The organism is Rhodospira trueperi (assembly GCF_900101965.1).
Lineage (GTDB): Bacteria > Pseudomonadota > Alphaproteobacteria > Rhodospirillales > Rhodospirillaceae > Rhodospira > Rhodospira trueperi.
Window position 1 is genome coordinate 106,848 of sequence record NZ_FNAP01000010.1, and the last position, 26,625, is coordinate 133,472.

The 26,625-nt window shown below is 68.6% G+C and carries 27 protein-coding genes; 17 read left to right on the top strand and 10 right to left on the bottom strand.

What is annotated here, in order from left to right:
• Window positions 1-25 precede the first annotated feature (25 nt).
• The 4 genes from arfB to BLS85_RS13405 all read right to left on the bottom strand — a co-directional run bounded on the left by arfB (window position 26) and on the right by BLS85_RS13405 (window position 2,211).
• Entirely contained in the window at window positions 26-445 is a 420-nt protein-coding gene (gene arfB / locus BLS85_RS13390; RefSeq protein ID WP_092787121.1) for an alternative ribosome rescue aminoacyl-tRNA hydrolase ArfB, read from the bottom strand.
• 60 nt (window positions 446-505) lie between these two features.
• Window positions 506-769: a glutaredoxin domain-containing protein gene (locus BLS85_RS13395; RefSeq protein ID WP_092787123.1), complete on the bottom strand. Its 264-nt coding sequence runs from the start codon at window positions 767-769 to the stop codon at window positions 506-508.
• Window positions 770-849: 80 nt separating this feature from the next.
• Window positions 850-1,584, bottom strand: a complete 735-nt coding sequence (locus tag BLS85_RS13400) for a response regulator transcription factor (protein WP_092787125.1) — start codon at window positions 1,582-1,584, stop codon at window positions 850-852.
• 204 nt (window positions 1,585-1,788) lie between these two features.
• Window positions 1,789-2,211, bottom strand: coding sequence for a SufE family protein (locus BLS85_RS13405; protein WP_218128426.1), 423 nt, complete (start codon window positions 2,209-2,211; stop codon window positions 1,789-1,791).
• Window positions 2,212-2,504: 293 nt separating this feature from the next.
• Between BLS85_RS13405 and aspS the strand changes: the two genes are divergently transcribed.
• The 4 genes from aspS (at window position 2,505) to nadC (ending at window position 7,363) form a co-directional block, all read left to right on the top strand.
• The gene (aspS, locus tag BLS85_RS13410; RefSeq protein ID WP_092787127.1) at window positions 2,505-4,307 is read left to right on the top strand and encodes an aspartate--tRNA ligase; all 1,803 of its coding nucleotides are present in this window, start codon (window positions 2,505-2,507) and stop codon (window positions 4,305-4,307) included.
• Window positions 4,308-4,350: 43 nt separating this feature from the next.
• On the top strand, window positions 4,351-5,331 hold the full coding sequence (locus BLS85_RS13415; protein WP_092787129.1) for an NUDIX hydrolase: 981 nt from the start codon (window positions 4,351-4,353) through the stop codon (window positions 5,329-5,331).
• Between the two features lie 104 nt (window positions 5,332-5,435).
• Window positions 5,436-6,458 (top strand): quinolinate synthase NadA, encoded by a 1,023-nt coding sequence (gene nadA, locus BLS85_RS13420; protein WP_425438485.1) that lies wholly within the window; start codon window positions 5,436-5,438, stop codon window positions 6,456-6,458.
• A gap of 35 nt (window positions 6,459-6,493) precedes the next feature.
• Window positions 6,494-7,363, top strand: coding sequence for a carboxylating nicotinate-nucleotide diphosphorylase (gene nadC / locus BLS85_RS13425; RefSeq protein WP_092787254.1), 870 nt, complete (start codon window positions 6,494-6,496; stop codon window positions 7,361-7,363).
• A gap of 10 nt (window positions 7,364-7,373) precedes the next feature.
• Here nadC and BLS85_RS13430 read toward each other — a convergent pair whose 3' ends face one another.
• Both BLS85_RS13430 and BLS85_RS13435 read right to left on the bottom strand, forming a co-directional pair.
• Window positions 7,374-7,811, bottom strand: coding sequence for a VOC family protein (locus BLS85_RS13430; protein WP_092787133.1), 438 nt, complete (start codon window positions 7,809-7,811; stop codon window positions 7,374-7,376).
• Window positions 7,812-7,842: 31 nt separating this feature from the next.
• Window positions 7,843-9,129, bottom strand: a complete 1,287-nt coding sequence (locus BLS85_RS13435) for a glutamine synthetase family protein (protein WP_092787256.1) — start codon at window positions 9,127-9,129, stop codon at window positions 7,843-7,845.
• 383 nt (window positions 9,130-9,512) lie between these two features.
• Here BLS85_RS13435 and BLS85_RS13440 point away from each other — a divergent pair, with 383 nt between their 5' ends.
• The 10 genes from BLS85_RS13440 (at window position 9,513) to BLS85_RS13485 (ending at window position 20,675) form a co-directional block, all read left to right on the top strand.
• Window positions 9,513-10,352 (top strand): universal stress protein, encoded by an 840-nt coding sequence (locus tag BLS85_RS13440; protein ID WP_092787135.1) that lies wholly within the window; start codon window positions 9,513-9,515, stop codon window positions 10,350-10,352.
• A 149-nt stretch (window positions 10,353-10,501) separates the two neighbouring features.
• Complete coding sequence (locus tag BLS85_RS13445) at window positions 10,502-11,479, top strand: ABC transporter ATP-binding protein (protein WP_092787137.1); 978 nt, start codon at window positions 10,502-10,504, stop codon at window positions 11,477-11,479.
• Complete coding sequence (locus BLS85_RS13450) at window positions 11,476-12,360, top strand: ABC transporter permease (protein WP_092787139.1); 885 nt, start codon at window positions 11,476-11,478, stop codon at window positions 12,358-12,360. The genes BLS85_RS13445 and BLS85_RS13450 overlap by 4 nt, the downstream gene beginning before the upstream one ends.
• A gap of 98 nt (window positions 12,361-12,458) precedes the next feature.
• Window positions 12,459-13,172, top strand: a complete 714-nt coding sequence (gene pyrF / locus BLS85_RS13455; RefSeq protein ID WP_092787141.1) for an orotidine-5'-phosphate decarboxylase — start codon at window positions 12,459-12,461, stop codon at window positions 13,170-13,172.
• Window positions 13,173-13,185: 13 nt separating this feature from the next.
• Window positions 13,186-13,851 (top strand): phosphoribosylanthranilate isomerase, encoded by a 666-nt coding sequence (locus BLS85_RS13460; RefSeq protein ID WP_245699229.1) that lies wholly within the window; start codon window positions 13,186-13,188, stop codon window positions 13,849-13,851.
• Window positions 13,848-15,146, top strand: coding sequence for a DUF3422 family protein (locus tag BLS85_RS13465; RefSeq protein ID WP_092787145.1), 1,299 nt, complete (start codon window positions 13,848-13,850; stop codon window positions 15,144-15,146). The genes BLS85_RS13460 and BLS85_RS13465 overlap by 4 nt, the downstream gene beginning before the upstream one ends.
• A 10-nt stretch (window positions 15,147-15,156) precedes the next feature.
• Window positions 15,157-15,792, top strand: coding sequence for a carbonate dehydratase (can, locus tag BLS85_RS13470; RefSeq protein ID WP_092787147.1), 636 nt, complete (start codon window positions 15,157-15,159; stop codon window positions 15,790-15,792).
• A gap of 591 nt (window positions 15,793-16,383) precedes the next feature.
• Window positions 16,384-18,291, top strand: coding sequence for an SLC13 family permease (locus tag BLS85_RS13475; RefSeq protein ID WP_245699237.1), 1,908 nt, complete (start codon window positions 16,384-16,386; stop codon window positions 18,289-18,291).
• Window positions 18,292-18,371: 80 nt separating this feature from the next.
• On the top strand, window positions 18,372-20,096 hold the full coding sequence (gene ggt, locus BLS85_RS13480) for a gamma-glutamyltransferase (protein WP_092787149.1): 1,725 nt from the start codon (window positions 18,372-18,374) through the stop codon (window positions 20,094-20,096).
• A 36-nt stretch (window positions 20,097-20,132) separates the two neighbouring features.
• On the top strand, window positions 20,133-20,675 hold the full coding sequence (locus BLS85_RS13485; protein WP_176793731.1) for a SixA phosphatase family protein: 543 nt from the start codon (window positions 20,133-20,135) through the stop codon (window positions 20,673-20,675).
• Here BLS85_RS13485 and BLS85_RS13490 read toward each other — a convergent pair.
• From BLS85_RS13490 to BLS85_RS13500, 3 genes are read right to left on the bottom strand one after another with little or no spacing between them, the layout of a single operon-like run.
• Complete coding sequence (locus tag BLS85_RS13490) at window positions 20,629-21,372, bottom strand: HdaA/DnaA family protein (RefSeq protein WP_245699230.1); 744 nt, start codon at window positions 21,370-21,372, stop codon at window positions 20,629-20,631. The two genes, BLS85_RS13485 and BLS85_RS13490, sit on opposite strands and share 47 nt — an antisense overlap.
• A complete protein-coding gene (locus tag BLS85_RS13495) occupies window positions 21,369-21,950 on the bottom strand; it encodes a CDP-alcohol phosphatidyltransferase family protein (RefSeq protein WP_092787155.1) in 582 nt (193 codons plus the stop codon). The genes BLS85_RS13490 and BLS85_RS13495 overlap by 4 nt, the downstream gene beginning before the upstream one ends.
• Complete coding sequence (locus BLS85_RS13500; RefSeq protein WP_176793736.1) at window positions 21,944-23,176, bottom strand: DUF2066 domain-containing protein; 1,233 nt, start codon at window positions 23,174-23,176, stop codon at window positions 21,944-21,946. The genes BLS85_RS13495 and BLS85_RS13500 overlap by 7 nt, the downstream gene beginning before the upstream one ends.
• Before the next feature lie 40 nt (window positions 23,177-23,216).
• Between BLS85_RS13500 and purM the strand changes: the two genes are divergently transcribed.
• Window positions 23,217-24,359, top strand: coding sequence for a phosphoribosylformylglycinamidine cyclo-ligase (gene purM / locus BLS85_RS13505; RefSeq protein ID WP_092787159.1), 1,143 nt, complete (start codon window positions 23,217-23,219; stop codon window positions 24,357-24,359).
• Complete coding sequence (gene purN, locus BLS85_RS13510; RefSeq protein WP_092787260.1) at window positions 24,356-25,030, top strand: phosphoribosylglycinamide formyltransferase; 675 nt, start codon at window positions 24,356-24,358, stop codon at window positions 25,028-25,030. The genes purM and purN overlap by 4 nt, the downstream gene beginning before the upstream one ends.
• On the opposite strand, the gene BLS85_RS13515 is transcribed toward purN, so the two are convergent.
• Entirely contained in the window at window positions 25,014-25,829 is an 816-nt protein-coding gene (locus BLS85_RS13515; protein WP_092787161.1) for a methyltransferase domain-containing protein, read from the bottom strand. The genes purN and BLS85_RS13515 overlap by 17 nt on opposite strands.
• A gap of 99 nt (window positions 25,830-25,928) precedes the next feature.
• On the opposite strand from BLS85_RS13515, the gene BLS85_RS13520 reads away from it, so the two are divergent.
• On the top strand, window positions 25,929-26,528 hold the full coding sequence (locus BLS85_RS13520) for a phenylacetic acid degradation protein PaaY (protein ID WP_092787262.1): 600 nt from the start codon (window positions 25,929-25,931) through the stop codon (window positions 26,526-26,528).
• The last annotated feature ends 97 nt before the right edge of the window (window positions 26,529-26,625 follow it).

Below are 26,625 nucleotides of genomic sequence, written 5' to 3' on the forward strand. Positions count from 1 at the left end.
GGGACGCAATCATCCGAAATCCGTATCATTCCGCATCCGGCCGCCCGCGCAGCGCCTTGGTCTGCCCGCGCCGTGTCTTGGCGTCAGCGCGCCGTTGTCGGGCGGCCCGGCTCGGACGGGTCGGTTTGCGCGGACGCGGGGTGTGGGTGGCGGCGCGGATCAGGGCCGCGAGACGCTCGCGCGCGTCGACGCGGTTGCGCTCCTGGCTGCGGAAGCGGTCGGCCGTGATAACCACAACACCATCACCGGTCAGCCGGCTCCCCGCCAGCCGTTCCAGCCGCACCTTGACCGCATCAGGCAACGACGGCGAGCCGCGCGCGTCGAAGCGCAGTTGCACCGCCGTCTCGACCTTGTTGACGTTCTGCCCGCCGGGACCGGACGCGCGGGCGAAGCGCTCCTCGATCTCGCGGTCGGGAATGCTGAGGTCAGGGGTGATGTCGAGCATGGGTCCGGTGCTCCGGCACGGGCCGCGCCGAGGCCGGCCCCGTCCGGACGGGACCCGATCTCAGCCGGCCGCGTTGGCCGCCTTCAGTTTCGCAAGGATGGGCTGTTCGTACTGCATCAGGGTGTCGTACCCACCGATCAGATGGCCGTCCATCAGGATCTGCGGCACCGTCTTGGCGTCCGGCAGGCGCTGCTTCATCTCCGAGAAGGCGGCCACCGTGGAGACATCGTGCTCAGTGTACGCGACCCCGTGTTCCTGCAACCAAGCCTTCGCCTTGGCGCAAAACGTGCAATTCGATTTGGTGTAGACTTCGACACTGACCATCGGGTCCTCTCTCGCCTTGCAAATGGAAACCGAGCGCCGCCGAAATGGGGCGGACAAAACGGAACGCCGAGCGGATGGGCTCAGGCGGAAATCCCGTGCTGGATCGCCATGGCCACGGCCTGGGTGCGGTTGGCGGCGCCGATCTTCTTGAAGATGCTGCGCATGTGCGACTTGACGGTGATCTCCGTCAGGCCGAGGTGCAGGCCGATTTCCTTGTTGGACTCACCCCGGACCAACAGCGACAGCACCTGGATTTCGCGGTTGGTCAGATCGGCGAAGCGCCCGCCGTGGTGTTGCGCCTGGGCGGCCTCGCCGTCGCCGCCACCGGGGCTGAGCAGATGCGCCGAAAAATAGGGCTGGCCGCTGAGGATCAGCCGCAACGCATGCACGAACGACGCCCCGCTCATGGCCTTGGGCAGATACCCGGACGCACCCAGTTCCATGGCCCTGAGCACATCCTCGCGCAGCACCTGTCCGGTGATGATGACCACCGGCACCTCCGGGCACGCCTTGCGGAAGGCGCTGACCGTCTCCACACCGGCCATCCCGGGCATCTTCAGGTCGAGCAACAGCAGGTCCGGCGAATGCTCCGACGCCTGCGCCAGCGCGCTGTCGAAATCGACCGCCTCCATGATCTCCACATGCTCGCCCAGGTCGGTTAGGAACGGGCGGATCCCGTCGCGCAGCAACGCATGGTCGTCCGCCAGCAGAACCCGAACAACCGCCGAAGCCTTACCCGCCCCCGCCGACGAGGGACCATCCTGGGGCAGGTTGCCGTTGGCATTGACGTTCAACACGGATTCGTCCGGAGCCATCGTTGGCACCCTTCCTCATCAGAGACCCGGGCACCGCGAAGCGGAGCCCGACTTTGCGCGTATGAGTGAAATGCTACCAGACAGACGCCGGCATATCCACCTTTTGCGACGCGGCTGCGCCGCGAAAGGATCAGTGCGACCGATACACAACCCGTTCCTTGGAATGACTCCGACCTGACTTCCAATCCGGATCACGACACCCCCCTACACCGAAACAATGCGCGCAGCCTCTGCCTTGATCCGCTCGATCATCGACAGAAAGCCATTGCGCCGATTAGGGCTGATGTGCTGGTCCAGGCCCAGGCGCTTCATCTCGCCCTGGGCATCGGCGGCCAGAATCTCTTCCGGCGTGCGATCATTGAATAAGACCAACAGGATGGCGATCAACCCCTTGACGATATGGGCATCAGAGTCGGCGCAGAAGTGCAAACGCACCGGGTTGCCGTCGGCCTCACGCGCGGTCATCCAGACCTGACTCATGCAGCCGGGCACCTTGTTGGCCTCGGTCTTGTCGGCGTCCGGCATGGGCTCCAGCTTACGGCCCAGGTCTATGATGAAGGCGTAGCGCTCTTCCCAGTCGTCCAGAAGCTCGAATGTTTCGGACAGTTCGTCCAGGGTCATGGTCATGGTGGTGCCTCGAACGTCACGGAAAGGCGGGCGCTCCCCCGATGTAGGCAGAACGGCGCCTCTTGGGAACCCCGCGCGACGTGTGGACATGGCGCTTGTCGCCATCGCGAGTCTGGCCGGGGCGCTGTTCCCGATCCTCATGAGCGTTTTCGGAACCGGGCGACAGAGGCTGCGGCGCGGACTTCGTGGGCCGGCCCTTCGGCCCGCTTGACACGGCGGGCGGTTCGGTGTGGGTTCCTGCCCACCGACGCCACCGGGGCGCCACCCGTCGCACGCCAGGGAACCCGCTCATCATGCACGCCTTTCGCACGCACACCTGCGGCGCGCTGCGCCGCGCCGACGTGGGCCAGACCGTCCGCCTGTCCGGTTGGATTCACCGCAAGCGCGACCACGGCAACCTGCTGTTCGTGGACCTGCGCGACCATTTCGGCCTGACCCAGTGCGTGCTGGACGTTTCGTCGGACGTGTTCCCGACGCTGGAAGCGGCGCGCGTGGAAAGCGTCATCACCGTGACGGGCCGGGTCATCGCCCGCAGCGACGAGACCATCAACCCGCGCCTGCCCACCGGCGAGATCGAGGTGGGTGTGGACGCGGTCGAGGTGCAGTCCACCGCCGACGTGCTACCGATCCAGGTGGCCGGCGAGCAGGAGTACCCCGAGGACCTGCGCCTGACCTACCGCTTCCTCGATCTGCGGCGCGAGCAGATGCACCGCAATATCGTGCTGCGCTCGCAGGTGATCCAGTCGATCCGCCGCCGCATGGTGGACCAGGGCTTCCTGGAGTACCAGACGCCGATCCTGACCGCCTCCAGCCCCGAGGGGGCCCGCGACTTCCTGGTGCCGTCTCGCCTGCACCCCGGCCAGTTCTACGCCCTGCCGCAAGCCCCGCAGCAGTTCAAGCAGCTGATGATGGTCGCCGGCTTCGACCGCTATTTCCAGATCGCACCCTGCTTCCGCGACGAGGACAGCCGCGCCGACCGCTCGCCGGGCGAGTTCTATCAGCTCGATTTCGAAATGAGCTTCGTCACCCAGGACGACGTGTTCAACGCCATCGAACCCGTGCTGGCGGGCGTGTTCGAGGAGTTCGCCGGGGACCGGGCGGTGACCAAGCCGCCGTTCCCGCGCATCCCCTACGAAGAATCCATGCTCAAGTACGGCTCGGACAAGCCAGACCTGCGCAACCCGCTCCTCATCCAGGACGTGACGGACCACTTCCGGGGCGGCGGCTTCGGCCTGTTCGCCAAGCTGATCGAGACCAAGGGCGCCGTGGTGCGCGCGATCCCGGGGCCGGGGGCGGCGGACCGGCCGCGCGGCTGGTACGACAAGCTGAACGCCTGGGCGCGGGAGAACGGCGCTGGCGGGCTGGGCTACATCATCTTCGGCGCCGAGGGTCCCAAAGGGCCGATCGCCAAGAACCTGGAGGCCGACCGGGTCGAGGCCCTGCGCGTCCAGATGGATCTGAAGCCCGGCGACGCCGTATTCTTCGCCTGCGACAAGCCGCTGGCGGCGGCCAAGTTCGCCGGTCTGGTGCGCACCAAGATCTGCACCGAACTGGAAATGTTGGAGACCGGAGTCTTCAAATTCTGCTGGACGGTCGACTTCCCCATGTTCGAGCTGAACGAGGACACCGGACAGGTGGAGTTCAGCCACAACCCGTTCTCCATGCCGCAGGGCGGCCTGGAGGCGCTGGAGACCGTGAACCCGCTGGAGATCAAGGCGTTCCAGTACGATATCGTCTGCAACGGGGTGGAACTGTCGTCGGGCGCGATCCGGAACCACCGGCCGGACATCATGTTCAAGGCCTTCCGGATCGCGGGCTATGAACAGGAACACGTCGAGGCGCACTTCGGCGGCATGCTGAACGCCTTCCGCTACGGGGCACCCCCGCACGGCGGCGCCGCGCCGGGCATCGACCGCATCGTCATGCTGCTGGCCGACGAGCCCAACATTCGCGAGGTCATCGTCTTCCCCATGAACGGGCAGGCGCAGGACCTGCTGATGCAGGCGCCCAGCGCGGTGAGCGAGAAGCAGCTCAAGGACCTGCATATCAAGCTCGACCTGCCCAAGCCCAAGCCCCAGGCCAAAACGGGGGGGTAATGGGCCGGATCCGGCGGGGCCGTCCCGCGCGGGAGGCGGCGTCATGTCCCAGGATCGCCTGACCACCAGTTCCGTCACCGTCGATCTGACGGCCGTCGTCATTGCCGTCACGAACGAAACCCCCGTGACCCTCGTGCTGAAGCCCGGCGCGGGCGGGCGGCCCGCGCTGCCGGCCGGGCCGCTGCAGGCCGAGCACGGCACGCTTCAGGCGGGCCTGCGCAGCTGGGTCGAGCGGCAGACGGGCCTGCGCCTGGGCTATGTTGAGCAGCTCTACACCTTCGGCGACCGGCCCCGGCCCGCCGACGACCCCTCTCCGGGCCACGATGACCGGCGGCTGTCCATCGCCTATCTCGCTCTTGTACCGGTGGCCGGTGTGCCGGTGGCCGGCCGCGCGGCGTGGATGCCCTGGTACGATTGCTTCCCCTGGGAGGACGAGCGGAGCGGCGCGGGACCCTGGCGCGATCGCCTGCTGGCCGGGCTCGACGGGTGGGCGGAGACAGCGCCGGATCCCCTGCGGGCGGCGCGGCGCGAGCGCGCCCGGCTGACGTTCGGCGGCGATGCCGGCGGTTGGGACGTCGAGCGGGCGCTGGAACGCTACGAACTGCTGTACGAGGCCGGCTTGGCGCCCGAGGCATGGTGGGACGCGGGACACGCGCCGCCGTCCGACGTCCTGGCCGGGGTAGGACGGCCGCTGGCCATCGACCACCGCCGCATCCTGGCCACCGCCATCAGCCGCCTGCGCGGCAAGATTAAATACCGCCCCGTGCTGTTCGAACTGCTGCCGGAGACCTTCACCCTTTTGCGCCTGCAGCGGGCCGCCGAGGCGATCTCCGGCGTCCGCCTGCACAAGCAGAACTTCCGCCGGCTGGTGGCCCAACAGGGGCTGGTCGAGGACACCGGCCGGGTCGAGACCGACACCGGCGGCCGACCGGCGAAGCTGATGCGCTTCCGGCGGGAGGTGGTCTCGGAACGGCCGGCCCCGGGGGTCCGTGTGACGGCCACGCGACGCGGCGGTTACCCTTGAATGACAGCGTGAGTTCTATATACTCTGCGTGAGCATAAGGGCCGGATGCCCAACCGGCCCTGTTTTCGTCACGCGATAATGCTCGAAACGAGCATATGGGGGATATGATGACGGCGTTGACAGGTTTCGATCCGGCTCCCCTGCCCTGCAGCCGCGAGGCCGAGGCGCGCACGGCCGATGTGTACGCGCGCATCAAGGACGTCATCCCGGCGATGGAATGGCCGCTCCACGCCCCGGAGATCGACGCCATCCGCGACCTGAAGCGCGCCCGCAACGCGGTCGTCCTCGCCCACAACTACCAGACGCCGGAGATCTTCCACGGCGTGGCGGACATCCGAGGCGACTCCCTGGCGTTGGCCCGGCAGGCCGTGGAGAGCGACGCCGAGGTGCTGGTCGTGGCCGGGGTCCACTTCATGGCCGAGACCGCCAAGCTGGTGAACCCGGACAGGACCGTGCTGATCCCCGATCCCCACGCCGGCTGCTCGCTGGCGGAGTCGATCACGCCGGAGGACGTCGTGGCGCTGCGGGCGGCCCACCCCGGGGTCCCGGTGGTGACCTACGTGAACACGTCGGCCGCGGTGAAGGCCGAGTGCGATATCTGCTGCACCTCCGGCAACGCGGTGCGGATCGTGGAGTCGCTCGGCGTGCCCCGGGTCATCTTCATTCCCGACATGTTTCTTGCCAAGCACGTGGCCCGGAACACCGACGTCGAGATCATTCCCTGGCACGGCGCCTGCGAGGTCCACGAGCGCTTCACCGGGGACGAGATCCGGACGTTCCGGTCCCGCTTTCCCAGCCTGAGCGTCGTCGCCCATCCGGAATGTCCGCCGGACGTCCTCGACGCCGCCGACCATGTCGGATCGACGGCCCAGATGATCGACTACGTGCGGCGGGAACGGCCGGAGCGGGTCTTTCTGGTCACCGAGTGCTCGATGAGCGACAACGTGGCCGCGGAGCTGCCGGAGGTCACGTTCGTCAAGCCGTGCGCGCTGTGCCCGCACATGAAACGGATCACCCTGCCCCGCATCCGGCACGCGCTGGAGACCCTGTCGCCGCGCGTGGAGCTGGATCCCGAAATCGCCCTGAGGGCGCGCGCGCCGGTCGAACGCATGCTGGCGGTGACGTGAGGGCCGCCATGGTGACCAACGCCGGGGAGAGACTCATGACGAACGCGCCGGATCGCGGGCCGTTGCCCGACCTTCTGGTGGACCCGTTGGTGCGGGCCGCGCTGGCGGAAGACCTGGGACGGGGCGGCGACATCACCACCGACAGCCTCGTGCCGGCCGACCGCACGGTTCAGGCGGCGGTGGTCGCGCGGCGGGAGGGCGTGGTGGCCGGCGCCGGCGTGGCCGCCCTGACCTTCCGGCTGCTTGATGCCCGCGTGACCTGCCGGGGCCGGATCGACGACGGCACCGTGGTCTGCCCCGGCGAAACCATCCTGTTGATCGACGGACCGGCCCGGGCCGTGCTGTCGGCCGAACGGGTGGCGCTGAACTTCCTCGGCCACCTCTCGGGCATCGCCACCGAGACCGCCCGCATGGTGGCGGCGGTGCGCGGCACCCGGGCGCGCATCGCCTGCACGCGCAAGACGACGCCGGGCCTGCGCGCGCTGGAGAAGTACGCGGTGCGGGTCGCGGGCGGCATCAACCACCGCCTCGGCCTCGACGATGCGGTGCTCATCAAGGACAACCACATCGCCGTGATGGGCGGGATCACGGCCGCCATCACGGCGGCGCGCGCCGCGATCGGCCACATGACGCGGCTTCAGGTCGAGATCGATTCCCTCGACCAGCTCGACGAGGCGCTGGCGGCGGCCCCCGACGCCATCCTGTTCGACAACATGACGCCGGAGGTGCTGGCGGAAGGGGTGCGCCGGGTGGCGGGGCGCGCGATCACAGAGGCGTCCGGCAGCATCACGCTCGACAGCGTGGCGGCGGTCGCGGCCAGCGGCGTCGATGTCATCTCCGTCGGCTGGCTGACCCACAGCGCGCCCAACCTCGATCTCGGGCTGGACATGCTGCCCCTGGCCTGAGGCCGGGGACTTACGGCACGGCCGGGTCGTCCGACAGCACGATGCGCCCGTCCTCCGTGAGCGGGAACTCCCGCACCCAGGTGATCTCCCACGGATGGCCGTCGGGATCGGCGAAGTACGCGGTTACCCCGCCCCAGGGCATCTCGCGCGGTTCCTTCATCACGGTGGCGCCGGCGGCGACCGCCTCCGCCAGACGTGCCGGCACATCCTCCGGCTTGGGAACGTTGAAAGCCAGCGTCATGCCGCCCGGCCGGGCATCGGCAAGGCCGGTGTCTTCCGCCAGCGCCTCCCGGCCATACAGGCTCAGCACCACTCCGCCCCCGTCCAAGAAGGCGACGGCCTCGGCCTCGTTACTGGGCGTCGCGTCACGCATCCCCAACGCCTCGTAGAACGCCCGCGACCGCGCCACATCGGCGACGGCGAGGGTAATCAGGCTGATGGACGGCATCGACGTTCCTCTCGATTGAGTCCGTGTGACATCACACGTTCAGCAACAGGTACTCCCGTTCCCAGCTTGAAATCACGTGCTGGTAGGCGTCCCATTCGGCCCATTTGACGCTGGTCAGGACCTTGGTGAAGTCCTCGCCCAGCACCTCCCGCAGGCCACGGGCCCGGGCGAAGCGCTCGATGGCGTCGGGCAAGTGGCGCGGCAGGGCGTGGGCGCGGGAATAGGCGCTGCCCTCGATCGGCCGGCTCGGTTCCTGGCGCTCGATCATGCCCAGATAGCCGCAGGCCAGTGACGCAGCGATGGCTAGATACGGGTTGGCGTCGGCGCCCGACAGCCGGTTTTCGACCCGGCGGTTGGCGGCGTCGGAGTACGGCACGCGCAGGGAGACCGTGCGGTTGTCGTAGCCCCAGTGCATGTTGATCGGCGCGCCCCAGTCCGGCACCAGGCGGCGGTAGCTGTTGACGTTGGGCGCCAGCAGCAGCATGGCCTCTGGTAGGTGGCGTTGCAGGCCGGCGATATGCCAGCGGAACAGGGAACTGTCCTCGCCCGCGTCGTCGGCGAACAGGTTGCGGCCGGTCGCGGTGTCCACCACGGACTGATGCAGGTGCATCGACGAGCCCGGCTGCCCCTCCAGCGGCTTCGCCATGAAGGTGGCGTAGACCTTGTGCGACAGCGCCGCCTGACGCACCGTGCGCTTGAACAGGAACACCTGATCGGCCAGCGCCAGCGGCGCGCCGTGGTTGAAGTTGATCTCGATCTGCGCCGCCCCGCCCTCGTGGTGCAGCGTGTCGACATCGAGCCCCTGCGCCTCGCAGTGGTCGTAGATGTCCTCAAACAGCGGGTCGAACTCGTTCACGGCGTCGATGCCGTAGGCCTGACTGCCGGTCTCGGCCCGCCCGGAGCGCCCCTTGGGCGGCTCCAACGGGTAGTCCGGGTCGTCGTTCATCTTGACCAGGAAGAACTCCAGTTCCGGCGCAACGATGGGATGCCAGCCCTTGGCCTCGTAAAGCGCCAGCACCTGCTTGAGCACATGGCGCGGGGCCGCCGACACCGGCTCTCCCGAGCGATAGACACAGTCGCTGATGACCTGGGCGGTCGGCTCCTCGTACCACGGCACCATGCGCACGGTGGTGGGATCGGGGATCAGGAAGATGTCCCGGTCCTCGATGTCGATCGGATCGTCTTCCGGATAGCCGCCGGTCACCGTCTGGATGAACACAGATTCGGGCAGGCGCAGGCCCTTGTCGCGCAGGCTGGAGAGGAACTTGCGCGCCGGCAGGATCTTGCCGCGCGGAATGCCCGACAGGTCGGCGACCATGCACTCCACCTCGGTGATTCCGCGCAACCGCACCCATTGTTCTAACGCCCCGATGTCGCCGGGGCCGGGGCGATCCTCGGCCGGGGTCAGATCCGGATCGACGGACGGAAGGGATGCTAGGGGCTCGGAGGGTGGGGGCACGGGGGCTCCTGGCTGATGGCCGACACGTCTGATTTGTAGAGCGTGGAGAAGTCTACTCTGTCTCCGGACACGCGCAAGCCAACAGCGCGAAGGAACGGCCACGCGATCATCCGGTCCGGCATCCGGGCCGGATGGATCCATCCTTCGGGCGGTCTTGCCAACGGCCCCCGGCTTGGGCACCATCCCGGCGGGCCGTGCCCCCGGATCGTTGGTCGGCCCCAGAGCGTGAAGGAAGCTGATCGATGACCCTTAAGGATATTCTGGTGCATGTGGACGGTTCGCACCACTGCCGGGCCCGGTTGGAGGCCGCGGCGCACCTCGCCACCCGTCACGAGGCGCGATTGACCGGCCTGTTCGTGCGCACCGCCCCCCATGTCCCCCAGTTCGTGATGTCCCAGCTCGGCCCCGAGGTGGCCCAGGCCCAGCGCCAGTTTGCCAACGAGGGCGCCGCGACGGCGCGGGCGCTGTTCGAGGACGTCATGGCCGGGTTCACGATTGCCAACGAGTTCCGCGCGCCCGAGGGTGAACTGATGGACATGCTGGTTCTGCATGCCCGGTACAGTGACCTGGTCGTGGTGGGCCAGTACGACCGCCACGACGACAACATGGCCGAGGAACGCGACGCCGCCGATCACGTCATCATGGACTCGGGCCGGCCCGTCCTGGTCATTCCGTATGCCGGGCACCACAACACCATCGGCGAGACCGTCATGGTGGCCTGGAACGCCAGCCGGGAGGCCACGCGCACGGTCAGCGACGCCTTGCCCATCCTGCGTCTGGCCAAGGAGGTCCGTGTCCTCGCCGTCAATCCGCGCCGCAACGGCGTCAACGGGCACGGCGACATCCCCGGCGCCGACATCGCCGCCCATCTCGCCCGGCACGGCGTCAACGCCACGGCAGAGCATGTCGTCGCGCGCGATGTCGATGCCGGCAACATGCTGCTGTCCCGGGCCAGCGACGAGGGGGTGGACCTGCTCGTCATGGGCGCCTATGGCCGCTCGCGCCTCCGGGAACTGGTGCTGGGCGGGGCCACATGGCACATCCTGCATCACATGACCGTCCCCGTGTTGATGGGACATTAGGGAGCCGCACGCCCAATGGCCCCGTTTTTGGCGGGGTTTACCGGGCGGGGCCGGGTGCCGTAAAAGGGCGCAGATGCCCGCGCCACGTCGAGAGCAGCGCCGTTCCCCAAGGGAGACCGTCCCGCCCCGCCCGGCGGGACCAGCACGCCATGATCCGTATTGAGGACCTGACCCACGTCTACCCCGGCGGCCGGCGCCAACCGCCCCGCACCGCCGTCTCCGGCCTGACCCTGCACATTCCGGACGGCCGCTTCGCGATCCTGTCCGGCCCCAACGGCAGCGGCAAGAGCACCCTGTTCCGCATTCTGTGCGGCTTGGCCCGGCCCAGCCGGGGGCGGGTGACGGTCGGCGGCCATGACCTGCTCGCCGACCCGGCCCCGGCGCGCGCCCTGATGGGCGTGGTGTTCCAGAGCCCGGCCGTGGACAAGCACCTGGGTGTGCGGGAGAACCTCGCCCTTCACGGCGCCCTGCACGGGCTGCGCGGTGCCGCCTTCCGCGTACGGCTCGACGAGGCCCTGGCCTGGACCGACCTCGCCGGCCGCCTGGGCGACCGCGTCGAGACCCTGTCGGGCGGGCTGGCCCGGCAAGTGGAACTGGCCAAGTGCCTGCTGACCCGCCCACGCCTGCTGCTGCTGGACGAGCCCACCACCGGCCTGGACCCGGCCAGCCGACGGGCCTTTCTGAACGCGCTCGGCCGACTGCGCCGGGAACTGGGCATGACGGTCCTGATGACCAGTCACATCTTCAGCGAGGCCGAGGAGGTGGACAGTGTCGCCATCATGGCGAACGGACGCCTGTTGGCTCACGACACGCCGCAAGCGCTGCGGGATCGCCTGAAGGGCGATGTCCTGGTGATCGACAGTCCGGACCCCGACACCCTCGCCGCCCGGCTGCGCGACGACCTGGGAGTGGCCGCCATGCGCCACGGCGACGAACTGCGGGTGGACGATCCGCCGGACGCGGATGCGGTCATGCTGCTCGAACGGGTGCTGGCCGACTACCGCCGCCTAGTCCGGGGCATCACCGTGAAGCGACCGGCGCTGGAGGACGTGTTCATCCATGTGACCGCCGAGGCGCGCGCCCAAGGCGCGGCGGCCACGGCGGAACGACAGGAGACCGCCGCATGACCCATGCCGGCAACACAACGGCCGAAACGGCGGTGTCACCCCGGGCGGCCTCCACCGGCGCCGGGCCCGGCGCTTCGTTGGGCGCCGTCGCCACCGCCTTGGCGGGCCGCGAGTTCACCCGCTTCATCCGCCAGCCGCACCGGGTGATGGGCTCAATTGGGCAGCCGCTGATCTTCTGGGTCCTGCTGGGAGCGGGCCTGACGCCCAGCTTCGACGCGCCCGGTCTGGAGGGCATGAGCTACCTGGAGTATTTCTATCCCGGCGTTCTGATGATGATGATCCTGTTCGCGTCGGTGTTCGCGTCCATCACCATCATCGAGGATCGGGACCAGGGATTCCTGCAGGGCGTGCTGGTCGCCCCCGTGCCCCGGCTGGGCATCGTCATGGGCAAGGTCGGCGGGGCTTCACTGGTGGCGCTGTTCCAGGCCGGCATTCTGCTGATCGCCGCGCCCTTCGTCGGTATGACCATGGGGCCGCTCGGCGCCGTGCTGCTGGCCCTGACGTTGGTGCTGATCTCGCTGGGGTTCACCGGGCTCGGGTTCCTGTTCGCCTGGGGCATGAAGTCCACCGCCGGGTTCCACGCCGTCATGATGGTCATCATGATGCCCATGTGGGTGCTTTCGGGCGCCTTCTTCCCCATCACGGGAGTGCCGGGCTGGCTGCATTGGATCATGATGTTCAACCCCGTCACCCACGCCATGACCATCCTGAGGGGGCCCTTCTATGACGCACCGCTTGCGCTGTTCTCGCGCGGCGACTATCTGTTGTCGCTGTTTGTGGTGATCGCGTCCGTGGCGCTGTGCCTGACCCTGGCGGCGGCGCGGGTGGGCAAGCGTGAGACCGGCGCGTCCGTCGTCGCTTCCGGCCAGCCGAACGGATAACGCTGCGTCAGGGGTCGCCCTGCGGCCCGCAATGGGGCATGCTGGGTCGCGGCGCCCCTGACGGGCGCAAGTCCCTCTCTCCTATCCGGTTGCCCGCGATGACCACCAACCCCCTTTTCGTGGCCCTTGACACCATGGACCTGTCCCGTGCCCGCGCCTGGGCGCGGGACCTGCGGGATCTGGCCGGCGGCATCAAACTCGGCCTGGAGTTCTTCGTGGCCCACGGGCCGGAGGGTGTCCGCGCCGTTCGGGATACCGGCTCACCCCCGCTGTTTCTTGACCTCAAGTTCCACGACATCCCCAACACCGTCGCCGGCGCCGTGCGCGCCGCCGTGCGACTGGAGCCCTGGGTGCTGACGGTCCACGCCCCGGGCGGGCGGGCGATGATGGAGGCGGCCGGCGACGCGGCGGCCGAGGAGGCGGATCGCCTGAACCTGCCGCGCCCGAAGGTCATCGCCGTCACGGTGCTGACCAGCCTGGACGACAGGGATCTCAAGACCACGGGGATCAACGACGCGCCCGCCGATCAGGTGCGCCGGCTGGCGGCCCTGGCCATGGAAGCGGACCTCGACGGCCTTGTCTGCTCGCCCCGGGAGGTGGCCGTGCTGCGCGCCGACCTTGGCCCGAAGCCGATGCTCGTGACCCCCGGGGTGCGCCCCTCGTGGGCCGTGGCCGGCGATCAGAAACGGGTCATGACGCCGGATCAGGCGCTGGCGGCCGGGGCCAGCCATCTGGTGATCGGCCGGCCCATCACGGGTGCGCCGGATGTCGCGGTCGCGGCCCGGCACGTGCTGGAAGACCTGCAGGACTGAGGAGGCCCGCGCGGTGGGGGGACGGATCGAGATCAAGATTTGCGGGCTGACCGACGTGGATTCGGTGGACGCGGCCGTGGCCGCCGACGCCGATTGGCTGGGCGCGGTGTTCTTCCCGCCTTCCCCCCGCGCGGTCACCGCCGAGGACGCCGCCGAACTGTTCGACGCGCTGCCGGAGACGGTCGGCACCGTCGGCCTGTTCGTGGACCCGGACGACGCCCTGCTCGACCACGTCCTGAACACCGTCCGCCTGGACATGATCCAGCTTCATGGGCAGGAAAGCCCGGATCGGATCGACTGGATTCGACAGGAATACGCCGTGCCGGTGATGAAGGCGCTGGGCGTGGCGGAGGCGGCCGACCTGCAAAGGGCAAGGGACTATGCCGATCATGCTGATCGCCTGTTGCTGGACGCCCGCCCGCCGGAGGGGGCCGACCGGCCCGGCGGGCACGCGCGGGCCTTCGACTGGTCCGTACTGACCGGCTGGGCGGCGCCGTTGCCGTGGATGCTAGCCGGGGGCCTGACGCCGGAGTCGGTCGGCGAGGCCCTGCGCGTGACCGGTGCGCCTGCCGTCGATGTTTCATCCGGGGTTGAAAGCACCCGTGGTAAGAAGGACCCGGCTCTGATCGCGCGGTTTTGTGCCGCTGTGCGGGCCGCCGAAGGGAGCCAGCGCTCATGAATGCCCCGCCGTTTCGCGAGCATCCGCAACGAGAGGAACTCGTCCGCGAGCTTCATGCGCGCGCCTCCGAGCCGTTGCGGCCCCCCATCCGCATTTCCCAAATTGCCGTGGTTTCGGGCGAACATGCATTCGAGTCCGACCGGGCGCACCTGGCGGCCCTGTGCGCACGCAAGGGCGGGACCGCCCCGGCGGCGGGGGCTAAGCAGCATGTGGCGGACCTGGGTGGTCTGTTCGTCAAATGGGAACGGCACACCGAGTTCTGCTCCTACATGTTCTTTCGCCGCGCCCATTTCTCGGACCCGTTTGAACGGCCGGTCATCGAGGAAATCCCGTCGGACTGGCTGGCGGAGATACCCGGCGAGGTGCTTTCGGCCATCCACATCGCCTTCGTGCAGAAGGAGGCGGAGCTTCCCGACAACAACGAGATCTCGCTGCGCTACTTCAATGGCAATGCGCTGACCGGAAATGCGGTGGCCGGCGGCAAGGCCATGATCTGGGCGGACTTCCGCCTGCACTCGGACCACTTTTCCCGCATGCTCGTCCAGGACCGGGGACTGGACGACCGCCACGCCGGACGCACGATTCAGCGCCTGATCGAGTTGAACAATTACAGAGCGTTGGCCCTTCTGGCCCTGCCGACCGCCATCGAGATGATGCCGCGCCTGCGCGATATCGACGAGTCGCTGGCGGACGTCAGCGCGCGGATGGCCGACCAGTCCGACCATACCAGCGACGCGGAACTCCTGGGCCGACTGTCGCAGTTGTCGGCCGAGATCGAGAGCATCGCGGCGCGCACAAGCTATAGGTTTGCCGCATCCAGAGCGTACTATCAATTGGTGCGACAACGCCTGCGCGATCTGCGGACATCTCGAACCGACAACCTTCTGACCATCGACGGCTTCATCGACCGCCGCATGGGGCCAGCCATGGCCACCTGCGAGTCGGCGGACACTCGACAGGAAGCCTTGGCGCAACGCGCCGCGCGCATCGGCAGTCTGCTGCGCGCCCGCGTCGAGGTGGGCCTGGAACATCAGAACCGCGATCTGCTCGACAGCATGAACGAGCGGGCGCGGGTCCAACTCAAGCTTCAGGAAACCGTCGAGGGCCTGTCCGTGGTGGCCATCAGCTACTACGCCGTCGGTCTGGTCGGGTACGTGCTCAAGGCCATCAAGGATACGGGGGTGTCGCTCAACGTGGGCCTCGCGACAGGCATATCCGTACCGGTTGTGGCGATTCTGGTGTGGTTTGGGGTACACCGGATCAAGCGATCAGTCGTCAAGAACGAAAAAGATTAGGGCGCAAACCATGACCATGGAACGCCTATTCGCCAACAACAAAGCCTGGGTCAGCCGCAAAACGGCGAATGATCCGGATTTTTTTCAACGTCTGGTTAATCTTCAGAAGCCGGAATATCTGTGGATCGGTTGCTCCGACAGTCGGGTACCAGCCAACGACATCGTTGATCTTGCACCGGGCGAGTTGTTCGTTCACCGCAACGTCGCCAACCTTGTCGTTCCGTCCGATCTCAACATGCTGACGGTCCTTCAGTATGCCGTTGACGTCCTCAAGGTCAGGCATGTCATGGTGGTCGGCCACTACGGATGCGGCGGCGTCAAGGCAGCCCTGTCGCGGGCCGAAATGGGCCTGATCGATAACTGGCTGCAACCCATCAAGCAGATCATGGCCACGCATCGGTCCCTCCTGGACGGTCTGGACGACTCGACGCGGCTCGACCGTCTGTGCGAACTGAACGTCGTGGCCCAGGCCCGGAACGTCGCGGCGACATCCATCGTCCAGACCGCCTGGACGCGGGGACAGAACGTCCAGGTGCACGGGCTGATCTACGCCCTAAACGACGGCCGGCTGAAGGATCTCGGCTGCACGCTGTCGGCTCCGGATCACCTGGAGCCGGCCTTCCGGCTCATCCATGACGGCGGCTGACCCGGCGCGCCCGATCCAGGGCAATCGGGTGAAAGGACGTGTGGTCGCAAAGACGCGGGGGATCGTGTGCCTTACGGCAGAACGGCCCACCATCTTTTATGAACGCAGGGCGGATTCGACCCGCGAAGCGCGGCAATCCGCCGCGTGGCGGTGATGCGATGGGTTGCGCCTTCGGCGCGAACCCACCCTACGACGTTTCGCGAACGCCAAGGCATCCAAGCCCCGTAGGGCGGATTCGACGCGCGAAGCGGGGCAATCCGCCGCGTGGCGGTGATGCGGTGGGTTGCGCCTTCGGCGCGAACCCACCCTACGACGTTTCGCGAACGCCGAGGCATCCAAGCCCCGTAGGGCGGATTCGACGCGCGAAGCGGGGCAATCCGCCGCGTGGCGGTGATGCGGTGGGGTTCGCCTTCGGCGCGACCCCACCCTACGACGTTTCGCATTTCGTCAACAATGCAGTCACCCGATTGCCCTGGAGCCCGATCAGGCAGCTCTTGGTTTCAGCGCGCGGCCTGCCTATGATCGGTGGTCTTGCCCGGTTCGACGGCACGACCTGAACCGGCGTCACGGCAAAGGACGACGCCCGCCTTGGTGCTGCTTCCCATCGATGTTCATATGTGGCTGACGCTGGCGCTGACCGTCGTTGTCATGACGCTGTTCGTGACCGAATGGGTCTCGCTTGAACTGACCGCGCTGGGAAGCCTGGCCACCCTTTTGGCCCTGTTCCACGTTCTCCCGGCTGTCGGCGCCGATGGCACGCAGTTGGTCACCTCGGCGGACCTCCTGGCCGGCTTTTCCAATCCAGCGCTGCTGACGGTCCTGGCACTGCTGGTGGTCGGCGAGGGCCTGATCCGAACCGGCGCGCTGGACAGCGTGGCGCATTGGACGGCACACCCGCGCCTGTCGCCCTCGGCCTCCGTGATCCTCACCCTGCTGGCCGTGCTCGCGTTGTCGGCGTTCCTCAACAACACGCCGGTGGTGGTGATCTTCATTCCCATTCTCCAGGCCATGGCGGTGCGGCTGAACGTCAATGCCAGCCGGGTGATGATGCCGCTCAGTTACGCGGCGATCCTGGGCGGCATGACGACGCTGATCGGCTCGTCCACCAACCTGCTGGTGTCCAGCGCCCTAATCGACCAGGGCCTGTCTCCCCTCGGCTTTTTCGAGATCACCGCGCCGGCGCTGGTGGTGGCTTGTCTGGGCATGCTCTACATCGTGCTTGTGATGCCCCGTCTGCTGCCCGAGCGGGCCAGCATGGCCAGCCATATGACCCACCACGGCAAGCAGTTCATTTCGCAGATCGTGGTCCCCTCCGATTCGCACCTTGTCGGCGAAAAGGCGGTGGCGGGCGCCTTCAAGTCGCTGCCCAACATCACCGTTCGGGTGATTCAGCGCGGGGAGCACGCCGAACTGCCGCCCTTCGACAGCTACGCGCTTCAGGCCGGCGACACCCTGGTGATCGCGGCGACACGGTCGGCGCTGACGGAGCTCGCGACCCGCTATCCGGGACTGCTGCACCCGCCGCGCCGCCCCGGCGAAGGAGACCGCACCCGCGACCGCCTGCGCGACAACGCAGAGGAAACACCGCAGCCGGCCCGGCGGGATAAGTCAGAAAACGGCGACAACGGCCGTGCTGCCCCGAGCGAACAGGTCATGGTGGAGGCCATGATCACGCCCTCGTCGCGCCTGATCGGCCCCAACCTCCAGCAACTGGCCTTCCGGCAACGCTACCGGTGCCTCGTGATCGGCATCCAGCGGCGCGCCCGGATGATCCGCGCCAGCATGACGCAGATCCGCCTGGAGGCCGGTGACAACCTGCTCATCACCGGTCGGCAGTCCGACATTGCCGCGCTCGGTCAGGACCGCGACCTCGTCGTGCTATCCGGCACCACCGGAACCCTGCCCCAGCGGCACCATGCCGTGCTGGCCAGCACCATCTTCATCGTCGCCGTCGGACTGGCGGCCCTGGGAGTGGTCCCAATTGTCGTCTCGGCCATCGTGGCGGCGACGCTGATGGTGGCCATTGGGGCCGTGAACCTGCGGCAGGCGACGCGCGCCCTGGATCGCAAGATCCTGCTGGTCGTCGTCGCCGCCCTGGCGCTGGGACAGGCGCTGGAGGCCACCGGCGCCGCCTCGTTCGTCGCCCACTCGGCCCTCGGCCTGTTCAAGGACCTCGGTCCGGCCGTGATCCTGTCGATGTTCTTCCTCCTCGTGGCCGGCTTCACCAACGTGCTGACCAACAACGCCTGCGCGGTGCTGTTCATTCCGGTGGGAATCAACCTCGCCGAACAACTGGGGATGGATCCCCACATCTTCGCCATCACCACGGTCCTGGCGGCCAACTGCAGTTTTGCGTCTCCGGTCGGGTATCAGACCAACCTGCTGATCATGGGGCCGGGGCATTATGCCTTCACCGACTACGTCCGGGCCGGCCTGCCGCTACTGCTGCTGGTCTGGCTGGCCTACAGCCTATTCGCGCCGTGGTATTGGGGGCTTTAGACGCGCCCGCGAGACTGGCGGAAGGCCGTCGGCCGCGATAGGCTGGCCGGGTCCCACTCTCCCGACCCCGGAGGTGCCCGATGGAAACGATGAACCGATGCGTCGCGCTGCTGTTCCTGGCGGCGTTGCTTGTGGGTGCGATGGTCATCGCGCAAACCCCGGATCGCCGGGAGACCGCGTCCGCCCCGACCCGCTTCATGGTCGCCGCCGCCAACCCCCTGGCCGCAGAAGCCGGCCGGGCGGTCCTGGCCGAGGGCGGCACGGCGGCCGACGCGGCGGTGGCGGTGCAGATGATGCTGAACCTCGTCGAGCCGCAGTCCTCCGGCATCGGCGGTGGCGCGTTCGCGCTGTACTGGGATGCCTCCGAACGCCGTCTGATCACGCTGGACGGCCGCGAAAAAGCGCCGATGGCGGCCGACGAAACCTATTGGCTGGGGCCGGACGGCGAACCGGTGAGTTGGTGGGACGCGGTCGTCGGCGGTCGCTCGGTCGGCGTGCCGGGGACGCTCAAGCTGTTGGAGACGATGCACCAGCGGTACGGCAGCCAAGCCTGGGCCGACCTGCTCCAGCCGACCATCGAGACGGCGGACGCCGGATTCGAGATCTCCCCCCGTCTGGCCGAGTCGATCGCCGCCGCGCAGGAGAAGAAGCTCGACCTGTTCGAGACCGCGCGGGCCTATTTCTTCGCGGCCGACGGCACGCCGAAGACGGCCGGAACGGTACTGCGCAATCCCGCCTTCGCCGACACCCTGCGCCTGATCGCGGAACAGGGATCGGCGCCGTTCTATGAGGGCGAGATCGCCGCCAACATCGTCGCGGCGGTCAAGACCGAGATCAATCCAGGCATCCTGACCCTGGACGATCTGGCGGCCTATGAGGTGGTCGAGCGCGCGCCGGTCTGTGTGCCGTACCGCGCGTACGAGGTGTGCGGCATGGGGCCGCCGACCTCCGGCGGTCTGACGGTGGGCCAGATTCTCGGGATGTTGGAGGCGTTCGACCTCCCCGCGATGGAGCCGTCGGCGGAAGCGTGGCACCTCTACATCGAGGCCGCCAAGCTGGCCTATGCCGACCGCGCGCTGTACATGGCCGATTCGGACTATGTGGACATGCCGACGCGCGGGCTGATCGACGCCGGCTATCTGGCCGGGCGGGCCGGCCTGATCGATCCCGACAGCGCCATGGACAGGGCCGAGGCCGGGTCTCCGCCGTGGGATGAGGCCGCCATCTGGTCGCCCGACACCCAGGTGGAACGGCCAGGCACCAGTCATTTCGTCATTGTCGATTCGCACGGCGACATGCTGTCGATGACCACCACCATCGAGACCGGCTTCGGCAGCCGCGTGATGACGCGCGGATTCCTGCTGAACAACGAACTGACCGACTTCGCCCGCGCGCCGGAGGACGACGGCCGCCCGGTCGCCAACCGGGTGGAGGGCGGCAAACGGCCCCGCTCGTCCATGTCGCCGACCATCGTGTTCAAGGACGACGAGCCTGTGGTGCTGGTGGGGTCGCCGGGTGGATCGCGCATCATCAACTACGTGGCCAACGCCCTGGTGGCGATGCTCGACTGGGGCATGGACCCGCAGGCCGCCGTTTCCATGGGCCATGTCGTCAACCGCAACGGTGCCACGGACCTTGAGGAGGGCTCCGACGCCGAGGCCCTGGCGGAGGCGCTCCAGGCCTTGGGTCACGAGATCAATGTGCGGCTGCTCGAATCGGGCCTGCATGCGATCCGGATCGGCGCGGACGGCAGTCTGACCGGCGGCGCCGATCCGCGCCGCGAGGGCGTGGCCCTTGGGGAGTAGACCGTCGATGGCGCGCTGGCGACGGACCGAAAACACGTGAAGCGGCTCTATCTCTTCCGTCACGCCAAATCGAGTTGGGAGCATCCCAACCTGGAGGATCACGATCGTCCGCTGGCACCGCGCGGCGAGCACGCCGCCACGGCCATGGGCGCGGTTTTGGAGGGCTTGTCTCCGCGCCCGGCTTGGGTCCTGTGCTCCACCGCTGTCCGGGCCAGACAGACACATGACCTCGCGCGGCACGGGCTGGCCGACATCCCGGCGAGTGCCGTTCTGGTCGAGCCTGACCTGTACACCTTTGAGGCATCCGCGCTGCGCCAGCGGCTGCAACGGCTGGACGACGGCGTTCCGTCCGTTCTGGTGATCGCCCACAATCCGGCGCTGGAGGACCTCGCCCGCGACCTGACGACTGGGGACGACGGTTCGGCGCGAAGACGTCTGCGTCGGAAATTCCCCACCGCCGCGCTGGCCGTCCTGGCGTTGGACGTCGCCCGCTGGGCCGATCTGGCGCCCGGTCGCGGCCACGTGGCCGATTTCATTCGACCGGCGGATCTCGAATCTGCTCCGACCGAGCCGCGTTGATCGCCTCCCGGGCCAAGACCTGGGTGATGGGCCGTCCTTTGCTTAGGGCAAGACGGTCGAGCCGCTCCACGACGTCCCGCACGGCGCCGAAGCTGCGCTCCAGGTGGCGGGCCAGATAGCGGACCACCTCCGGCGAGACCGACACCTGCCGGTCGGCGAACAGCTTGACCACGATCATCTGCATCAGCGTTTCGTCGGGGTGCGTGATCTCCGCCACCGGCAGCGCCGCGAGGCGAGAGCGCAGGTCGGGCAAGCTCACCGGCCAGCGGGCGGGCGGCTCGGCGGCGGTCAGCAGCAGATGTCCGCCGGTCTCGGCCGTCAGGTTCAGCAGGTGGAACAGGGCCTCCTGCAGGGCCGCGTCCAGGATCGGCATCCCCGGCCCCAGTTCCAGCACCATCGGCCCGACCCGTTCCTCGACAAGCGCCTCGTCAAGCCGCGCGGCATCCGGACGGTCGAGAATCACCGCGCCGGCCCGCGCCGCGAGCACATGGGCCAGATGCGTCTTGCCGCAGCCGGCCGGCCCCACCAGCGCCAGCGCCGGCCCCGGCCAGTCTGGCCACCGGTCGATCCAGGCCACGGCGGCGGCATTGCACGGCGCCACCAGGAAATCCGCGCGGTCGAGCGCCGGCCGGGTGGGAAACGCGAAGGCCATCTGCCGGGGACCCGGTGCCGCTTCGTCCCTGTCGGGGCCGCTCATCGGCCCGGGCCTCCCCCGCCCCGCGACCGCGTGGACCCCGCCATGTGCGACAGCGCCGCCCGGCCATAGTCGAGTCCGGAGGCCAGGGTCGTCACCGCCACGATGGGAACGAGGATCGCCAACACCGGTTTGGTCAGGCCATCGGACAGAATGGGGGTCGCCAGCGCGACCGCCACCAGAACGATCTGAGCCAGGGTGTTGGCCCGAGAGATTCGCGTCGGCCGGGGCGCAAACGCACCACCGCCTAGACGGATCAGAATCGCGCCCGCGACCAGGGCCAGATCCCGCCCGATCACCAGAACGGCCAGCCACGCCGGCAGGTCCCCGCGCAGCGCCAGGACGATGAACACGCCGGAGACCAGGGCCTTGTCGGCCAACGGATCCAGCAGGGCACCCAGCGCCGTGCGTGCATTCAGGCGGCGCGCCAGGGCGCCGTCGAGCGCGTCGGTCAGTCCGGCCACCAGGAACAACAGGAAGGCGGCCCAGTCCCAGCCCCGCATCAGGCACCACAGGATGGGAGCGACCAGAACAAGCCGCATGGCCGTCAGTGCATTGGGGAGATGCGCCCACCTCACCACGTCGTCGCGGTCCCTCCGTACTCCGGCGCTTGACCGTATCCCGAGCCCTGACCTTGGGGCGCCGCTCCTTGCGAGCCATCGCTCGGATAAGGGTATCCGGCTCCCGGGCCGGCGCCGGGGCCGGCCACGGCGCGTCCGATCATCCAGTAGCCGCCCCGCTCGGTCAGGGTCAGCCCTTCCGACGCCAGCGCGGCGCCCACCTGCCCGATATCGCCGAGCACGGTCAGCGTCAGTTGCGCCATCTCCCGCGACATGGCCTGCACCCTCATGTCGCTCACCAGGGGCGAGCGCTCCAACACACGACGGATCGCCACCCAGTCGTCGAAGCCGCCCAGGGTGACCAGGGCCGTGGCCTGCCGGGCGGCGCCGCCACGGACCATCGTCGCCTGTCGCCAGTCCGACTCCATGCGGCGCGCCAGTTCGGTGGCGGCCCGGATCAGAAAGGCCGCATCGTCCTCGTCAGGTCCGCGCTGGATGGTCTGCTTCCCGGTGCGCGCCATAGCGCGCGGAGAGCCGTAGTTCAGGGACACCGTCAGCATGTTCGGCGCCGTGCGCACGGCATGGGCCACGAGAACGCGGGAATGGCCGTAGCGCGAGATCAGCCGATCCAGCGCCGTGCTGTCCGGCACCAGAGCCTCCTCGGCGGTGATGCTGGTGACGTCGCGCAGATCGCCGGTCGGCACCTCCAGCGGCATCAGCATATTGCCGCTGTCCTGTTGCCGCCACGCGGCCAGCCAGGGGTTGGTGTCCTCCCACAACAGGGCCGTGGCCAGCGGATCCGACTGATAGACGGGCACGACCAGAACCGGCGCCGACGCGCTGGCGGCAAAGGCGATGCCGTGCGTGCGCAACAGGCCGCGCACCGCATCGCCGTTGAACTCGACCGTCATCATCGCGCGGTAGGCGGTGTCCGTGGTGCGTTCAGCGGCCAGACTGTAGGTCTCGACCATGCCGCGCGCGGTCGACGCATCGACGGGCGGCAGACGGCCATGATCGGCCGGGTCCGTGATGCGCCGCATGACCTCCTGAAGGGCCTTGACCTGTCCCGCCGCGATGGCCTGATCGCGCGCCGCCGCAGGATCGGCCGCTTCGGCCTCGGTGGCCACCGCGCGGACGGTGTAGCCCGTCGCCTCGCCCGGTCCAGGCCCCTGGGCGCCGGCAGGAGCGGTCCCGGCCACGGCCAGAACCGCCCCGACCAGCAGCGCGACAAGCAGCGCCGAAATCATCGTCCGGAGGCCCCCGGTTGCAACGGGCGCCCGTTCGGGTATGGTTCGCCGCATCCGTTCCCGTCCTTCCGTCAACTCGCGCGAGGCCGCCATTTCCACTCCCTCTCACACCGCCGACCCATCGCCGGAGGGTCTGACCTACAAGGCCGCCGGGGTCGATATCGCCGCCGGAGATGCCCTGGTTCAGGCCATCAAGCCGCTGGCCCGCGCCACCGCGCGCCCCGGCGCGGATGCCGCCCTGGGCGGTTTCGGCGCCGTCTTCGATCTGGCCGGCGCCGGATTCCGCGATCCCCTGTTGGTCGCCGCCACCGACGGCGTCGGCACCAAGCTGAGACTCGCCATCGAAACCGGGCGACACGAAGGCATCGGCATCGACCTTGTGGCCATGTGCGTCAATGACCTCGTGGTCCAGGGCGCCGAGCCCCTGTTGTTTCTGGACTATTACGCCACCGCGCGTCTGGATGTCGAGACCGCGCGCGCGGTCGTCGCCAGCATCGCCGAGGGATGCCGCATGGCCGGTTGTGCCTTGGCCGGCGGCGAGACGGCCGAAATGCCCGGCCTCTATGCGGATGGGGACTATGATCTGGCCGGCTTCGCGCTGGGCGCCGTCGAGCGCGGCCACCTGCTGACCGGGGACCGCGTGACCGACGGCGACGTGCTGGTCGGGCTGGCCTCCAGCGGCCTGCACTCCAACGGCTATTCGCTGGTGCGCCGGGTGCTGGCCGACCAGGGGCTGACCTGGGACGCACCGGCCCCGTTCGACGAGAAACGCACCCTGGGCGAGGCCCTGCTGAGCCCGACCCGCATTTACGTCAAGGCGTGCCTGGAGGCCGTGCGGTTCGGCGCCGTGCATGCCCTGGCCCACATCACCGGCGGCGGGTTCGTGGAGAACATCCCGCGCGTGCTGCCGAACGGTCTGGCGGCGGTGCTGGACGCCGACGCCCTGCCCCTGCCCCCGGTGTTCCAATGGCTGAAGCGGGCCGGCGGCATTGCGCCCCTTGAAATGGCCCGCACCTTCAACTGCGGCATCGGCATGGTCGCCGCCGTGGCGCCCGACCATGTGGACGAGGCCGTCTCCCGCCTCTCCGAGCAGGGCGAGGCGCCCCGCGTCATCGGCCGCGTCGCGCCGCGCGGCGACGGCCCGGCCGTGCGCCTGGACGGACTCGACGAGGCGTGGTCATGACCCCCGCCGGCCCCGAGGACAAGCGCGTCCCAACCGCCATTCTCATCTCCGGGCGCGGCAGCAACATGATGGCCCTGGCCGAGGCCTGCGCCGACCCCGCGTTTCCGGCCCGCATCGTCCTGGTGCTCAGCAACGAGCCCGACGCCCCGGGCCTGACCTGGGCGGCCGACCGGGGCCTGCCCACCGCCGTAATCCACCATCGGGCCTATGACGACCGCGAGAGTTTCGAAGCGGCAATGACCGAGCGCCTGCGGGAGGCCGGGGCGCGGCTGGTCTGTCTGGCCGGGTTCATGCGGTTGCTGACGCCGGGGTTCGTCTCGACCTGGGGTGAGCGCATCCTGAACATCCATCCCGCGCTGTTGCCGGCGTTCAAGGGCCTGCACACCCATGAGCGGGCGTTGGACGCCGGGGCCAGGGTGCATGGCTGCACGGTTCACCTCGTCAGCGCCGAGATGGACTCCGGCCCCATCGTCGCCCAGGCCGCCGTGCCGGTGCTGGCCGACGACACGCCGGAGACGCTGGCGGCGCGGGTGCTGGAACAGGAACACCGCATCTACCCGCTGGCCCTGCGCCTGCTGGCGGAGGGACGGCTGCACGTCACCGGCGCCGCCTGTCATGTGCGCGGCGCCCAGGGACCGGACGCCGGGCCGCTGGTCAACCCTGTGGGGTAGCCGACCGTCGCGCCACCAGGAACAGGCGCCGGAAGGGGAACAGCACACTGCCGTCGGGCAAGGGCGGATAGGCCACGCGCAAGCGGGCCCGGTAGTCGGCCACAAAGGCCGCGCGCGCCGCGTCGTCCGGAAGCCGCGCCAGCCACGGCCGCAGGGCCGTGGACCCGGTGAAGTCGGCGATGGCCTCCGGCCCACCGGTCAGCCGCTGCTGGTAATCGGTCTCCCACAGATCCAGTGACTCCGCGCCCGCCGCCAGCAGGCGCCGCGCATACGCCTCGGGCGGATCAACCGGGTTCGGCGCGGCGATCAGGTCGGCCAGAGCGCCCGCCCACGGTCCGTCCGCCGCCACCGCCTTGATGAGGGTGTGGGACGGCCGGTCGTGGTTGCGCGGCATCTGCACCGCCAGCACGCCGCCGGGCCTAAGGGTTTTCAGGAGACGGGGAATCAGCCGGTCGTGATCGCCCAGCCAGTGCAGCGCGGCGTTGGACAGAATCAGGTCCGGCCGCGCCGCGTCGCCGGCCGGCGTCCAGGCCGCGATATCGGCCTCGCGCCAGTCGATGCCGTCCGAGGCTTCGACGCGGGCCCGGTCCAGCATTTCGGCGGATGAATCCACGCCGATCACCCGCGCCGTCGGCCAGCGCGCTCGTGCCGCCCGGGTCAGTGCGCCGGTGCCGCAGCCCAGATCGACCACGCACACCGGCGCGTCCAGCGGCACCCGCGCCAACATCTCCAACGCCGGGCGCAGGCGGTGGTCGGCGAAGGTCAGGTAGGCGTCGGGGGACCAGGGTTCGTGCGCCATCGGTTCTTCCTTGCTGCGGAAGGTAGGGCGCGTCACCATGCGGTCCAAACGGTAGCGTATGGAATGATCGCCCCGCCCCACCCGTATCCGGAGACCACCATGCCCGTCTATGCCTTCGAGGACCTCGTTCCCGTCGTTCACCCCACCGCCTTCGTGCATCCCACCGCCATTCTGATCGGCGATGTGATCGTCGGACCCGGCGTCTATGTCGGGCCGTCGGCGTCGCTGCGCGGCGACTTCGGCCGCCTGATCCTGGAGGAAGGCAGCAACATCCAGGACAACTGCACCATGCACGGCTTCCAGGGGACCGAAACAGTGGTCGAGGTGGATGGCCACATCGGGCACGGCGCGGTCCTGCACAGTGCCCGAGTCGGACGCGGCGCCCTGGTCGGCATCAACAGCGTGGTCATGGACGGGGCCGTGATCGGCCCGGAAAGCATCGTCGCGGCACAATGTTTCGTGAAGGCGGGTAGCTCGTTCGCGCCGCGATCCCTGATCGCGGGCGTTCCGGGAAAGGTGCTGCGCGAGGTGACAGACGCGGAGTTCGCTTGGAAAATGGCGACAACCCGCCAATATCAGGAGCTGGCCCAGCGCTGCCGGACAGGCCTGCGCCCTGTCGAGTCGCTCGACGAGCCGGAGCCTGACCGTCCGACCGTCCGCTGGAAGGACGTCAAGCCCTTGTATCAGACGAAACGCTAACCAATAAGTCTTGTAGCGTTCGACCGCACCACAGGACTTCACGAAAAAGCCCCAATCGAACGTGATAAGGTCCTCTAGAGAATTGGGGGCTTAAGCG